The sequence below is a fragment of the Candidatus Acidulodesulfobacterium ferriphilum genome, assembly GCA_004195035.1.
GTDB lineage: Bacteria > SZUA-79 > SZUA-79 > Acidulodesulfobacterales > Acidulodesulfobacteraceae > Acidulodesulfobacterium > Acidulodesulfobacterium ferriphilum.
Genome location: SGBD01000005.1, coordinates 45,081 through 59,612 on the forward strand (window position 1 = coordinate 45,081; position 14,532 = coordinate 59,612).

Below are 14,532 nucleotides of genomic sequence, written 5' to 3' on the forward strand. Positions count from 1 at the left end.
CTATTTAACATCTCTCCCCTTGACCACGGCACTTAAGTTTCCGTCGCTTAAAGTTATTTTTATATTTTCGTTTTCTTCCACATTTAAAACCGATGAAATAACCCTTTTATCATCGGTAAAAACTATACTATACCCTCTCTTTAAAACATTGTAAGGACTTAATGAACTTAATGCCTTATTTTCGGTCTTAAGCCTATTTCTATAATTCAATATCACTATTTCCATTGCCTTTTTAAGTTTTCCCGATAAATCTGTGATATAAGATTTGCGCTCATTAAAAACAGATAAAGGGCTTCTCAATAAAAGCCTTTTATTAAGATGTTCAAAATTAATTTTCGATAAATGAATACGCGAAACGATGCTTTTACGCAGACTGTCCGCAAGATCATATAACCTGAGCGTTTTATCCTGAATAAACCTTTTTGGAGAGGCCGTTTCCCTGTTTTTAATTAAATTGGATAAAGCATCTTTTTTAGTTAAAATAACATTAAAAATCCCCTGTTCTACCCTGCCTCTTAACGATTTTATCTGTTTTATAAGTTCAAGCTTTACAGGAACAACCATTTCTGCGGCATTAGAAGGTGTTGACGCCCTTCTGTCCGCTACAAAATCGGCAATAGTAAAATCGGTTTCGTGACCGACTGCGCTTATTACCGGAACTTCCGAATTATAAATAGCCCTTGCGGTAGTTTCTTCGTTGAAAGCCCATAAATCCTCGATGCTCCCCCCGCCCCTTCCGACTATAATCACATCGACTTTTTCCTGCGTCCTGCTATATAAATTTAACAAGTCAATTGCATAAGCTATTTCTGCTGAACTGTTTTTTCCCTGGACGCTCGCATTTGCAAATACTATAGATACATTTTTAAATCTTGACCTTATTATTTTTATCATATCGTGTAAAACAGCCCCGCTTCTCGATGTAACTATTCCTATGGTTTCAGGTAAAAACGGAATCTTTCTTTTACGGGATTCGTCGAACAACCCTTCACTTTTAAGTTTTTCTTTTAACTGCTCGAATAATAGATAAAGCTCTCCATAACCCGAAGGCTCTATTTCCGATATTATAAAACTATATTCGCCCCTCGGTTCATAGACGTTAATCCGTCCATAAACGGCCACAGACAGCCCCTCTTTAATCTCAAACCTTATCTTTCGAATATCGTTTCTAAAAATTATACATTTTAATTTAGCATATTCATCTTTTAAATCAAAATAAATACCCGAAGAATAATTAGTTTTTAAGCCGGAAATCTCCCCTTTTACCCTTATGTCGTAAAGACTCCCTTCCATCATATCTTTAATAAAACGGGTAATTTCGGATACGGTATAAACTGCCTCATCCGCAACATTATTCATATTCATATTCATAATTTTATCATATCTCTTATAAATTTCTCCCTGATTTTTTATTTTTAATAAAGAAGGCTATAGCTGCTCCGGCCAATGTAATATAGCCCAGAATCGCAAATGAATCGCCGTAAGCGGCAATGGAAGCAAACATCTGTACAACATAATCAAAAAAGCTCAGGGATGGATTTGGAAAAATCGTTCCCTGCCTGAAATACGATGGCGCTTTGTTTATTAGACCGCCGCTAATAAAATTCATCATATTATGATATGCGTAAAAATTATATTTAATATCGCTTGCGTATTGATTTAAATGATAAACCTGCCTTACCACAAGTTCGTTGCCTATAAAAGCTATCCCGAACGAAGCCCCTACCTGAAGCGTTACAGGAATTAAACCTGAAACCTCGGGAATTTGTTCCGTTTTTACCGAATTTAGCGCGGCGCTCATAACAGGGGCATTTAACAGCCCTATGCCTACGCCTCTTATCAGTTGATTTATAACGATATCATAAACGCTTGTGTTTAATGAGAGATTGTCGAACATAAACATAGATGCCGCAACAATCAAAAGGCCTAAAAAAAGCGGATACCTCGGTCCTATTTTATCGGATATTTTTCCTGAAAACAGAGAAACACACGCAACCGAAATTGCTGTCGGAGCCATTAAAATCCCTGTTCGCATAGCATTGTAATTTAAAACGTTTTCTATGAAAAGCGGCAGTAAAAACATTGCCCCGAAAATTCCAACCGCCCTTATCATATTAACGATGGAAGCTATAACAAAATTATAATTTTTAAAAATGCCTAAATTAAGAAGGGGCGTTTCGACAAATAATTCCGTTATTATAAAAAAAACAAGTGAAAAGCCGCTTATAACCTCTGATTGGACTATAATAGGAGCATGCCAGCCATAGGTCTGCCCCTCGTTTAACGCATATAACAAGGAACCCATCGATAGCGCCATAAACAAAAAACCAAAAATATCAAATTTCTTTACATATTTTTTTATAGGAATATCGTGCGGTAAAATTGCGATTGAACCCAATATAGAGATAATCCCTATCGGAACATTTACGAAAAATAACCATCTCCAGTCAACATAATCGACAAAATATCCTCCGATAGTCGGCCCGATTGCCGGAGCCACCATTGCCCCTATAGACCAGATACCCATAGCCTCCCCTCTTTCCTCGGGAGCAAAAACCTCGGCTATAAGGGTTAGCCCTGTAGGCGTAAGCCCTGCGCCGCCTATTGCCTGTATAATGCGAAATATAATAATATCGGTAAACGACGGCGCCATCCCGCATAAAGCTGAACCTATCACAAAAATACTAATGGAGACTATAAAAGGATATCTTATCCCGTATTTTCTTCTAAAAAAAGCTACTGGAAGTATAACGATAGAATAAGCTATCGTATAGGCAATCATTACCCATTCGACATCGGTAACATTGATGCCAAAATGGGACATCATTTTTGGAAGAGCCACCGTTACGATATTGACATCGAGAATAGCCATAAAGGAAGAAACGACCACGAGGGCGAGAACTATCCATTTGTAATGCTTATGCGATTTTTCAACCATTATTTTAACCTGTTATTTTCCACTACGACTTTTTAAAAAACCCTTTTAGATTGTCCGTATAGGAGTATAAAACGGGAATTACAAGCAGGGTAAGAAACATAGAGGTCAAAAGCCCGCCTATAACATCGATTGCCATAGGCGCCCTTGAAGAAGAACCCACGCCAAGGCCGGTTGCGATCGGAAGCATGCCAAAAATCATTGCAAGAGTCGTCATTAAAATCGGGCGGAGCCTTATGCTGCCGGCTTCAACGATAGAATCATGCTTATTTAACCCCCTCTCTCTCGACAGTATTATAAAATCGACTAAAAGTATGGCATTTTTTACAACAAGACCTATCAGTAAAATTACCCCTATAAGCGCAATTACACTCAATGCCCTGTGCATTAAAAGCAGTCCTCCTATCGCTCCTATCAATGCAAAAGGAACGGAGACCATAATAACAAGCGGGTCAATAAAACTATCGTATAACGAGGCAAGAATCATATAAACTATAATGAGCGCCAAAAGCAATGCGGAACCCATGGCGCCGAACGATTGATTCATTTTGGAAGCCATACCGCTAAACTGGTAAGTGTATAATGATTTTTTAGGTATTATACGGGACATATATTTATTAATCTTTGCAACCCCGTAGCTGAGGGGAACATGGTTTGACATATTCGCATAAATCGTAACGGCATTTTCAAGATCCCGTCTGTTTATAACCTGCGGGCCTATCGTTTTCTTAATCGTTATCAGATCTGATAAAGGTATTAATTTGCCTTCATTATTTGACACATATAAATTCTTTATATCGCTTACCCGGTTTCTTTCATTCCTGAAAAGCCTTATCTGCTCATTATAAATATGTCCCTGATAAATAAAATTGTAATTTTTAAATATATTTATATCCCCCCCTATAAGCGCATCAATTGTTTCGGCAATGCTCGAAACGCTCACCCCGAGGCTGCCAGCCATATTTCTTTTTATATGAATTAAAAGCTCCGGTTGATGGAACTGCATATTGGAAGTAACATCAATCAGGCCCGGCGTCTTCCTTAAATCATTTAAAAGTTTATTGGAATAAGCTACCGTTTTTTTGATGCTTGGACCCATCACGATGACCTGAAGGGGGGAAACATTTGCGGAAGCGCCACCGACCACGGGCATATCCATAACCTGCGTAAAAACGCCGGGGACTTTGGTAAGCCTTTTTCTTAAAATAGCCATTATCTGCTGCTGATTTACATTCCTATTATTTTTTAAGGAAATAAAAAATAACCCCTTATACCTTGAACCGTTAACACCTGAAGCGGTAGCCATGAAAATTGTCTTTCGGAACGGGGTCTTTTTAACAACCATATATAAAGAATTGGAATATTTTTTCATAACCCTTACGCTTGTCCCTTCCGGCGCTTGAAAATAAACAAGAAAATTGCCCGAATTAGACGGAGGCATCATCTCTTTTCCGATATATTTTGTTAAATATAATGAAAAAACAAATATTATAATCGCCGATACTATAACGATTAATCTATGATTTAAACTCCAGCTAATCATTCTTTTATAAATATTAGTCGTTTGCGCCATGATATTTTCAAAAAAAGTAAACAAAAAGCCGTGTTCCTTTTTATGAACGATAAACCTCGATGACAGCATTGGGGTGAGCGTAAAAGAGACAAACAGGGATATTAAAACGGCAAAGGCAACGGTTAAAGCAAATTCATAAAAAAACTTTCCTATCATGCCCGGCATAAATGCAACCGGAATGAAAACTGCAACGATGGAAAATGTGGTTGCCATTACTGCAATGCCTATTTCATTCATGGAATTAGACGCCGCAAACATTCTATCTTCTCCGCCCTCGACATGCCTGTATATGTTTTCGAGAACAACGATGGCATCATCTATCAAAAGGCCGACAGAAAGCGATAAGCCAAGCATGGTCATATTATTGAGCGAAAAATTCATTAAGTGTAAAAAACCAAAGGCTGAAATTATTGCCGCAGGCAAAGCCGCCGCCGCAATTATGGTAATTCTTAAATCCTTTAAAAAGAAAAATACGATAAGCACCGTTAATAAAGCGCCCCAGATTATATCAAATTCGACGCTTTCTATGGATTTTTTAATATAAGTAGCGCTGTTATAAGCAACCTTCGCTTTAACGCCGGGAGGCAAAGAAAGCTTAACCAAATTTAAAAGATGTTTTGCTTCGGCAGCCACTCTGACTGCATTTGCGTGGGTTTTTATGGTAATGCCGAGCCCGACCGTAGATTTTCCGTCAAATGTAGTAATCGATGTTTCAGGAGCTTCATAGTTTACGGCATGCCCTATCTGCGAGAATCTAACAGGTACTCCAAGGTAATTATTAATTATCATCCTGTTAAATTCTTTAGCGGTATGGAATCTTCCCTTAAGATATGTAAAATAGGTTTTTGTGCCGGTTTTTAAATTTCCGGTGGGCAGCGATACGCTTTGGGACTCGATGGCATTAATAACTTGATTAACACCGAGTCCATGGTTTGTCATTTCATTGTTATCGACATGAAAGACCATCCTTCTGTTTCGAACTCCGCCCATAATAATTTGACCGGCTCCGGGAAGCCTTTCAAATTTTCTCTCTAAGACTTTTTCGGCATAAAATGACAAAAATCTCTTTGACCTGTTGCCGTACAAAGTAATCCACATAACGGGAGAAGAGTTGACGCTGAGCTTTTTAATAACGGGAGTGTTGATATTTTTGGGCAGCGTATCTAAAATTGCATTGACATCGGCGGTAACGGTTTGATAACGATGGGCGATGTTTTTATTTAAATGAAACTCGACGGTTACAACGCTCATCCCCACGCTGCTCATAGACATTATATGCTTTATGCCTGAGGCAGAATTTACCGCGTCCTCTATCTTTTTAGTAACATCGAGCTCCATTTCCTTTGGACTTGCGCCGGGAAGAGTGGTTGTGATAGTAATTATCGGAAACTGGATGTTTGGATAAAGATTTACGGCAAGGGTAAAATACCCGAATATACCCAAAACGACAAAAACACTAACCATCATTACCGCAAAAACAGGGCGTTTGATGGAAATATCGGATATTTTCATAAATCCCTCACTTTGCTATGGTTACTTTTTCGTTATCATGGACTAAATTAGAACCTTTGACTACGACAAGTTCGCCCTTGCTCACGCCTTTTATAATTTGCAAATATTCGTCTTTTGTCACTCCGGCAACAACCCTTTTTTGTTTTACGATGCCATTATTTTTATAAACAAACAAATAATCGCCTTTTAGACCTGTTCTAACGGCGGCTTGAGGCACAAAAAGGCCGTCCTTTACAAACCCCACGGGAAGTTTGACATCCGCAAAATATTGAGGCTTTATAAGATTTCTACTGTTTTGAAATAATGCTTTAACCCTGACCATGCGGGTTTGAGAATTTAATGACGGACTTATAAAATAAATCTTCCCTGAAAAAATCTTTTTGGAATAGCCCTTAACGGCTGCAAAACAGGTCTCGAAATTTTTAATAAGAGGGACTTTGCTTTGAGGGACATAAAACTCCAGTTCTAAGGGCTTCAAGGCAACGACTTGATAGGACAATTTATTTACGGGAACATAGTCGCCGAGGTTAATATACCTTTTATAAACAATGCCGCTAATTAAAGAAACTATAAGCGTGTCCCTGTAATCTTTCCTGTCCAAGCTTAAAAGCGATACCCCTGCATTATAAGATGCCAGAGCTTTTTTATAATTAGAAACCGCGGTATCGTAATCTAAAGCGGTCAGAAGCTGTTTTTTATACAATATCGTGTCCCTTTTAAGAGTCGATTCTGCTAAAAAAAGTGCCGCTTTAGCCTGTTTCACGGCACTTTCCTGAGATTTCATTGTAAAATATGCCTTTTTTCTATCGATTATTGCGAGCACCTGTCCCGCTTTTACAAAATTTCCATCCCTGGCGATTATCTTAACAATCTGTCCTGCCGACCTCGAGGCAATATTTGCAGTCTTGTACGGCAAAAAATAACCCGGCTCTTTTAAATAAATCTTTGTACTTAAAATCTTGACTTTACTAATTGTTACAGGAAGCGCCGCTTTTGCGGAAACCTTCTTTTTCCCGCAAGCGGTAAGCGATAGAGCGGAAACCAGAACAAGTATTACCAGAATAGGCAGTAATATTTTTATACTACCTGAAATTTTAAATTTAAAAAATTTATTTTTACTGGTTTGTTTGGTTTGCATCCCGTCCTCCAAATATATATTAATGCTTACTTATTCCATAGATTAAAAGATTAAATATCTCTTCCGAATCGCTTTTAATCATTTCTTCGGTGAATTCAGGTTTATTATCGAGAAAATTATATATCGCGTTTGTTTTAATTAATGAAACAAGCATATATCCAACCTTCGTCGAATTTAAATCATGTCTGAACTCACCCGATTCGATTCCCGATTTAATAATTTCGCCGATAAAATCTGTATATCTCTTTCTTCTTAAATTAAAAGACTCCTGAGATTTTTTTTTCAAAAAAACAACATTAACCTCATCCAAAAAGACGGTTTTAAAAAAATACCTGTTTTCATAAATATGGTTAATATTCTCGGCAATTAGAACCCTCAATTTTTCTACATGACCTTTTTGCGTGTTGACTTTGGACTTAATCCTTTCAAACATCCTTTCAAATCCCTGCTCCAGCACTTTTTCCAAAAGTTCATTTTTATCTTTAAAGTAAAGATAGACCGTCCCCTTGGCAATGCCCGCCTTTTGCGCGACCTTGTCCATCGTCAAAGCCGAAAACCCTATTTCTTCTATCAGCTTCCTTGAGGATAATAAAATTAATTCGTATTTATCTACATTTTCTGCCATATCTATTAATTATAATGACTTTAAAGTCATAATTCAACAAAAAAAATATTTTAATCTTGATTTTGACAAAACTGCATCAGCGGCTGCCGTAATTTCTTTATTAAAAAGGATAGGGCTAAAAGCATTATAACAAGGTAAATTATGGAAAAGATTATATGGACGGAGTCGTTATTTTGCAATTCTAGACCATAGAGCAATAAATTTGCAAAAATCAGGAATGGAAATGACCACATTAAAATCCATCCCTCTATAAAATGGAAGCAATGGGCCTCTTTACCGTAAAGACCTGCTAATCCGGCAAGGACAAATCCCATCGATATAATTAAAATCTCGGAATTTCTAAAAAACAAAAAACCCGCGCCAAAAATAATCCCCAAAATAATGCAGGACAATATAAATATTTTTACCTCTTTTTTCCATACCAAAAGAAATATTCCCGATATTAAAGAACCGAGATAAAAAACCGAAATGCCGAGAGCAAAACCCTGCCAATTAGAAAAAAGATACGACAAAGCAAACAAAAGAATACCTAAAAAGCCGATAACATAGCCTGACCTATAGATAATATCGTAAGTTTTGGGGTAATAAATATCGGTTTCCATAAATTATCCAACCCTGCCGAGAACAGAAATATTCCTGTTCGCTTTGGCGGAAAACAGCTGTTTTGAAATTCTTTTTATAGCCTGGCTATCCACAGAATCTATCTTTTTTAAAATCTGCGCTTTAGAAATGTATCCATTATTATAAATTTCATTTATCGCATTATTATTCATTATATAGCTTGTCGATTCCATTCCCAATAAAAAGCTGTCGGAAATATGCCTTTTTGCATTTAAAATTTCTTCGTCGCCGATATTATCCTGCACCAAGCTATCTATTATATTAAAAATCAGTTTTTTAGAAAGTTCAAATTTTTTTGGAGAAACACCTGCATATATATATACATATCCATCGAATTTGTGAAAGGCGGCATTTGAATAAATAGAGTAGGCAAGCCCTTTATTTTCCCTCACCTCTTGAAACAGCCTCGAACTGACGGAACCGCCTAACAGGGTATTTAAAACCTCTAAAGTATAATAATCTTTATCCGTTTTTTTTATTCCGTCGAGACCGATAATAAAATGAGCCTGCTCCAGTTCCTTTTCCTGAAAAAATTCACCGTAATTCTTGTTCGTATCGGGTTTTTCGGGAGAGACCATTTTTGCAAAACTTCCCGAAACCTTATCCATGTAATTATCTATGGACCTTGCAATTTTTTCATGGTCAAAATTACCGGCAACTGATATAACTACATTTTGCGGGGCATAATGTAAATAAAAATAATCCAGTATTTTCCCCCTGTCAAAATCGCCGACGGTTTCGAAGGTTCCAAGTATCGGATAAGCAAGCGAGGAATTTCCGTAAAAATTTTTATGGAAAAGTTCCATGGAATAATCGAAAGGGTCGTCTTGAACGCCTGAAATTTCCTGTAAAATTACATCTTTCTCTTTTTTTACTTCATCAGGCGGAAATAATGAATTAAACATGAGGTCTATTAAAAGATTAATTGCATTATCATAGTTTTCCGAAAGAACGCGGGTATATAAACAGGTGAGCTCGGTTCCGGTAAAGGCGTTTAAAGCCCCGCCCATCAAGTCTATTTCTTTATTTATATCTTTATATGTTCTGGTTTTAGTCCCCTTAAAAAGCAGGTGTTCTATAAAATGCGATATTCCGTTTAAATTTGCAGGCTCATAAGCACTGCCCGTTTTAACCCACAATCCTATGCTGACGGAATTAAAATACGATTTTTTTTCGGTTATCAGCGTAATGCCCGATTTTAATTCTTCTCTTTGGAAGTTTTTCATAAAGTTTCTTTTCTGGAAAGTTTTATTTTTCCTGTTTTATCTATATCTATAACCTTTACTTTTATTTCTTCCCCCTCTCTTAGAACATCCGTCACCTTTTCGACTCTCTTGATATCTATTTGAGAGATATGGACAAGCCCGTCCGTTCCGGGAAATATCTCTACAAAAGCTCCAAAATCCATTATCTTTCTAACCTTACCGTAATAAATTTTGCCAATCTCTGCCTCCTGCACTATATCGTTAACCATTCCTATTGCAATATCCAGCGCATTCCTGTTTGACGAAGAAATCGTAACCTTTCCAGAATCTTCGATATCGACGCGCGCGCCGGTTTTTTCGATTATTCCTTTAATAACCTTTCCGCCCTGGCCGATGACTTCCCTTACCTTCTCAGGTTTAACCATTATCGTAACAATTCTGGGAGCATTTTGCGCCAGCTCTTTTTTTGGTGCGGAGATTGTCTTTAGCATAATATTCAGTATATGTAAACGGCCTTCTTTGGCCTGTAAAAGCGCATGCCTTAAAATCTCTTTCGTAACACCCGAAATTTTAATATCCATTTGAAGCGCCGTAACCCCGTTTTCGGTGCCTGCCACTTTAAAATCCATATCTCCGAGATGGTCTTCGTCCCCCAAAATATCGGAAAGAATCGCAACCTTATCTCCTTCTTTTATAAGCCCCATGGCAATCCCTGCAACGGGGGCCTTTATCGGAACACCCGCATCCATTAAAGCCAAAGTTCCTCCACAAATCGTAGCCTGAGAAGAAGAACCGTTAGATTCGAGTATCTCTGACACAACCCTTATGGTATAAGGAAATTCCTCGAAAGAAGGTATAATATATCTTAAAGCCTTTTCCCCCAGAGAACCATGACCTATTTCCCTTCTGCCCGGCGACCTTAAAGGCGAAACCTCGCCGACGGAGAACGGAGGGAAATTATAATGAAGCATGAATCTTTTAACGGACTCTTTTTCGGGAGCGTCGATAATCTGTTCATCAAATTTTGTGCCGAGGGTCACAGCGACAAGCGCCTGTGTTTCTCCTCTCGTAAAAATGGCGCTTCCGTGAGCCATAGGAAGTTCATTAACGGAACAGCTAATCGGCCTGATATCTCTTAGTCCCCTTCCGTCAACCCTCAGCCCTTCGGTAAGAACCCTGCTTCTTAACAAATCCTTTTGGATAGATTCAAATATATGATTAATTAAAGCTTCTTGCCCCGAGTGTGATTCTTGAAGCAATTCGATAACTTTTGAATTAAGATTTGCTACCTGCTCGCTTCTTTCCTGTTTTGTAGATATTTGCAGGGCTTTTGACAAATCATTATTAACGATTTCTTTAACCTTTTCATATAGCCCGTCAGGAATATCTACCGGTTTCAGGTCTATTTTATTAACGCTAATTTCCGAAAGAATAGCGTTTTGAAATTCTATTAACTCTTTAATTTTATTATGTCCAAATTCTATTGCCGAAAGAAGCTCCTCTTCGCCAAGCTCGTTAAAGCTTCCTTCCACCATCGTTACGGCATCTTTTGAACCCGCTATTATAAGAAAGGTGTCGCTGCTTTCAAGCTCTTTATAGGTAGGATTTGCAATAAAAGCGCCGTTTACCCTTGCTACTCTCACTCCTGCAGTAGGTCCGTTAAACGGGGATTCGGAAATCATCAATGAAAACGAGACGCCGATCATGGCAGCCATATCGGGGTCGTTTTCCTGATCCATCGATATTACTGTAGCAATTATCTGGGTGTCAAAAAAATAGTTATCGGGGAAAAGGGGTCTTATCGGCCTGTCTAAAAATCTCGATGTTAAAACCTCTTTTTCGGATGGTCTTGCCTCTCTCTTAAAAAATCCTCCGGGAATTTTTCCTGCGGCATAAAATTTTTCCACATAATTTACCGTCAGAGGTAAAAAATCAACCCCTTCTTTTATATTTTTGTCGATACATGCCGTAACAAGAACCTTAGTATCCCCAATAGTAACTAAAGCACTGCCCGAGGCCTGTTTTGCAAGCCTTCCCGTTTCAATAGTTATTTTTTTTCCGTCAAGCGTAAAACTCCTCACCGCATTATAACTTGCCATCATATCTCCTTTGCAAATCTAAAATCATTAAAGCCGTTAAAATTGAATTATTTAATTAAATTAATTTATTATTTATAAATATGCCGTTTATTTGCGAAGTTCAAGCGAACTTATAAGGGTTTTATACCTTGTTTCATCTTTACTTTTTAAATAATCAAGCAAATGTCTTCTTCTCGAAACCATTTTTAAAAGTCCTCTTCTCGAATGATGGTCTTTGGCAAATTTTTTAAAATGCTCAGATAATAAATTAATACGATATGTGAGCAGCGCAACCTGAACCTCAACAGAACCGGAATCCCCTTGATGCGTCTTAAACTTCTCGATTATTGTGTTTTTTTCGTCTTTTGAAATTGGCATTTAATTAACCCCTCCAGATATTATATATTAAATATTATTATACTTTGTTATCGATATATCGTCATTATTATTAATAATCCTATGGCTGTGGACCTGCACAATATTTTCTATCATAAAATCTACACCCTTTGTCAGTGATTCAAAAGGTAAAGCCTCATAGATATCAAAACCGCCGGCGCTCGTTCTTCTAAGACTGAACAAATGGGCAGGAATATTGAATTTATCCATTATATCCTGAGCTATGGCTCTCACATAGGTTCCCTTTGAAACACTACATTTAAAATATATGAAAGCGTTATCGTAAGACTTTACTTCAAAATCATAAATATTTACAACCCCTGTCTTTTTATCGCCATATATACTGCCTATATCGATATTTTTTCTCGCATACTTATATAAAGGTACACCCTTAAACTTTTTTGCACTAAACATCGGAATTTTTTGAGTAAAATCCCCTTTTAGCTTGCTTAAATAATCGGCTATATTTGCAATTTCAGAACCTGACACCTGTTTCTTATCGACTTCTATGCCCGAAACATCAAGGGTGTTTGTGCTTACGCCGATTTTGAAAGCGCCTTCGTATGATTTTGGAATATTAATGAGCTTATCCTGAATCTTTGTCGCCTTATTTATAAGAACGGGAAGCACTCCCGTTGCAAAAGGATCTAATGTCCCCGCATGACCGACCTTTAAGCAATTAAGCTCTTTTTTAATCATGGAATCCACTGTAAAAGAAGTCATATCTTTTGGTTTATCTATTACAAGAATACCGTTAATGTCACTGTTTTTAACTACTTTCATATCTTAATTTTTATATTTATTATAAACAAATAAGAGCGCCTGAATTATATTCAGGTTTTATTTTAATTTTATAAAACCTCTTCGCAATATTTATATACCTCTTTTTTAATTTCGTTTAAATCGCCGCTGGCTTTGCATCCTGCAGCGAACTTATGTCCGCCGCCCCCAAATCTTTCGGCAACTTTTGCAACATTTGCATAACTTTTAGACCTGAAATTCAACCTGTATTCGTTAAAGGATACTTCTCTAAAAAATATCGCTATCTCCACGCCTTGAATCGACCTTGGATAATTGACAAAATTTTCATATAACCCGTTAACCCTGTATCCATCCGCCTTCTGAAGAATATCGTTAATCATCTTTTTAGTTCCAACCATCGATGCTACTTTACCGTCTGCGGCAAACTCGAGAGTGCCTAAACTCTTTCCTAACAATATATACATTTCTGCAGGCTTTGTTTCAAAAATTTCGGTAGCTATTTTTGATGGGTTTATATCATACTCATTTAAAACGGAACAGATATAAAAAGATCTTTTATTTGCCGACGAATAATGAAACGAGCCCGTATCCGTCAATATCGATGTATATAACGCTAATGCAATTTCGCCGTTTATCTTAGACAAAATTTTATTTCTTTCATCCAAATTGCACGGCAGCGGCTCATTTAATTTTCCATTCAGAAAGCTGTCATAAGGAGAATAAGGGATTTTATTTTCATGAGCGGCATAAGATAAAAAAAGATAAAAAAGAATCTCTCCCGTTGAACTTGCATCTGGTATCACGAGGTTTGAATGCCCAAAGCGTGTATTAGTAAAATGATGGTCTATATTAATTATTCTATTTATACCCGAAAGATGTTCAAAATTAGCTCCAATACGGGAAAACTCGCCGCAATCGACGACGATAAGCAAATCAATAGGCTCTCTTGGAAATTCATTTAAAAATTTCTCCGCCCATGGCAAAAATTTCAAGTTATTTGGAATAGAGTCCTTATTGTAAAGAAACACCTCTTTATCTAACGAACGAAGAAACAGGGCTGCGGCAATAACGGAACTTATTGCATCGCCCTCAGGATTTTCATGGGTTGCGATAAGAATTTTTTTAGATGTCTCTATAACATGAAATATATCATTCGTCGAATTTTTTAGGTCTATTATATCCACATTTGAATATTCTTTTATTTCATGAATCAAATTTATTCCTCTGCTTTATTTATTATTATACTTAATTTTTAGGTTGCGCATGTTCGTCATTTGTCGAATTATGCTCGTTTATTATTCGGTTAATCTCAAAAGCCTTTTGCAATCCCCCATAATACTCGAATGTGATCTCGGGAACAACCCTTAAGAGTACTTTAGAAAATACCTCTTTTTTTATAAAATTTTTGGAACTCTTAAATCCGCCAAGAGCTTTATTTATTTCTTTTTCAGACCCCATAACGCTAAAAAATATTTTACAAAATTTTAAATCTTTTGAGGCTTCGGCGCCTACTATCGTAACATTTTTTAATCTGTTGTCATTAACCTTAAATTCAAGCGCCAGAGATACTTCTCTGGCAATGAGTTCGCCAACCCTTTTATTTCTCTCTATCAAATTCCTGCTACCCCCGCTCCAACCCTCCCCTAACATTACAGTAAAGGGGGGATGATTTATGCCCTGACTCCCC

General features: G+C 37.2%; 12 protein-coding genes. All 12 read right to left on the reverse strand.

The window, feature by feature from the left end:
• Positions 1-1,371, reverse strand: coding sequence for an exodeoxyribonuclease VII large subunit (locus EVJ47_08365; GenBank protein RZD13934.1), 1,371 nt, complete (start codon positions 1,369-1,371; stop codon positions 1-3).
• Positions 1,372-1,387: 16 nt separating this feature from the next.
• The gene (locus tag EVJ47_08370; GenBank protein RZD13935.1) at positions 1,388-2,938 is read right to left on the reverse strand and encodes a DHA2 family efflux MFS transporter permease subunit; all 1,551 of its coding nucleotides are present in this window, start codon (positions 2,936-2,938) and stop codon (positions 1,388-1,390) included.
• A 22-nt stretch (positions 2,939-2,960) separates the two neighbouring features.
• Positions 2,961-6,020, reverse strand: coding sequence for an efflux RND transporter permease subunit (locus EVJ47_08375; GenBank protein RZD13936.1), 3,060 nt, complete (start codon positions 6,018-6,020; stop codon positions 2,961-2,963).
• A gap of 7 nt (positions 6,021-6,027) precedes the next feature.
• On the reverse strand, positions 6,028-7,158 hold the full coding sequence (locus EVJ47_08380; protein RZD13937.1) for an efflux RND transporter periplasmic adaptor subunit: 1,131 nt from the start codon (positions 7,156-7,158) through the stop codon (positions 6,028-6,030).
• Positions 7,159-7,177: 19 nt separating this feature from the next.
• Positions 7,178-7,783: a TetR/AcrR family transcriptional regulator gene (locus EVJ47_08385; GenBank protein ID RZD13938.1), complete on the reverse strand. Its 606-nt coding sequence runs from the start codon at positions 7,781-7,783 to the stop codon at positions 7,178-7,180.
• Between the two features lie 50 nt (positions 7,784-7,833).
• A complete protein-coding gene (locus EVJ47_08390; protein ID RZD13939.1) occupies positions 7,834-8,385 on the reverse strand; it encodes a hypothetical protein in 552 nt (183 codons plus the stop codon).
• 3 nt (positions 8,386-8,388) lie between these two features.
• On the reverse strand, positions 8,389-9,630 hold the full coding sequence (locus EVJ47_08395; protein RZD13940.1) for an insulinase family protein: 1,242 nt from the start codon (positions 9,628-9,630) through the stop codon (positions 8,389-8,391).
• On the reverse strand, positions 9,627-11,708 hold the full coding sequence (gene pnp, locus EVJ47_08400; GenBank protein RZD13985.1) for a polyribonucleotide nucleotidyltransferase: 2,082 nt from the start codon (positions 11,706-11,708) through the stop codon (positions 9,627-9,629). The genes EVJ47_08395 and pnp overlap by 4 nt, the downstream gene beginning before the upstream one ends.
• Before the next feature lie 87 nt (positions 11,709-11,795).
• Entirely contained in the window at positions 11,796-12,065 is a 270-nt protein-coding gene (locus EVJ47_08405) for a 30S ribosomal protein S15 (GenBank protein RZD13941.1), read from the reverse strand.
• 27 nt (positions 12,066-12,092) lie between these two features.
• On the reverse strand, positions 12,093-12,866 hold the full coding sequence (gene truB / locus EVJ47_08410) for a tRNA pseudouridine(55) synthase TruB (GenBank protein RZD13942.1): 774 nt from the start codon (positions 12,864-12,866) through the stop codon (positions 12,093-12,095).
• A 68-nt stretch (positions 12,867-12,934) separates the two neighbouring features.
• The gene (locus tag EVJ47_08415; protein RZD13943.1) at positions 12,935-14,059 is read right to left on the reverse strand and encodes a bifunctional oligoribonuclease/PAP phosphatase NrnA; all 1,125 of its coding nucleotides are present in this window, start codon (positions 14,057-14,059) and stop codon (positions 12,935-12,937) included.
• 31 nt (positions 14,060-14,090) lie between these two features.
• The gene (rbfA, locus tag EVJ47_08420) at positions 14,091-14,495 is read right to left on the reverse strand and encodes a 30S ribosome-binding factor RbfA (protein RZD13944.1); all 405 of its coding nucleotides are present in this window, start codon (positions 14,493-14,495) and stop codon (positions 14,091-14,093) included.
• Positions 14,496-14,532 lie beyond the last annotated feature (37 nt).

Excerpts from the sequence above, each read along its gene's own strand:
- EVJ47_08365 (RZD13934.1), bottom strand. The coding sequence starts at position 1,371 with ATGAATATGAATATGAATAATGTTGCGGATGAGGCAGTTTATACCGTA.
- EVJ47_08370 (RZD13935.1), bottom strand. The coding sequence starts at position 2,938 with ATGGTTGAAAAATCGCATAAGCATTACAAATGGATAGTTCTCGCCCTC.
- EVJ47_08375 (RZD13936.1), bottom strand. The coding sequence starts at position 6,020 with ATGAAAATATCCGATATTTCCATCAAACGCCCTGTTTTTGCGGTAATG.
- EVJ47_08380 (RZD13937.1), bottom strand. The coding sequence starts at position 7,158 with ATGCAAACCAAACAAACCAGTAAAAATAAATTTTTTAAATTTAAAATT.
- EVJ47_08385 (RZD13938.1), bottom strand. The coding sequence starts at position 7,783 with ATGGCAGAAAATGTAGATAAATACGAATTAATTTTATTATCCTCAAGG.
- EVJ47_08390 (RZD13939.1), bottom strand. The coding sequence starts at position 8,385 with ATGGAAACCGATATTTATTACCCCAAAACTTACGATATTATCTATAGG.
- EVJ47_08395 (RZD13940.1), bottom strand. The coding sequence starts at position 9,630 with ATGAAAAACTTCCAAAGAGAAGAATTAAAATCGGGCATTACGCTGATA.
- pnp (RZD13985.1), bottom strand. The coding sequence starts at position 11,708 with ATGGCAAGTTATAATGCGGTGAGGAGTTTTACGCTTGACGGAAAAAAA.
- EVJ47_08405 (RZD13941.1), bottom strand. The coding sequence starts at position 12,065 with ATGCCAATTTCAAAAGACGAAAAAAACACAATAATCGAGAAGTTTAAG.
- truB (RZD13942.1), bottom strand. The coding sequence starts at position 12,866 with ATGAAAGTAGTTAAAAACAGTGACATTAACGGTATTCTTGTAATAGAT.
- rbfA (RZD13944.1), bottom strand. The coding sequence starts at position 14,495 with ATGTTAGGGGAGGGTTGGAGCGGGGGTAGCAGGAATTTGATAGAGAGA.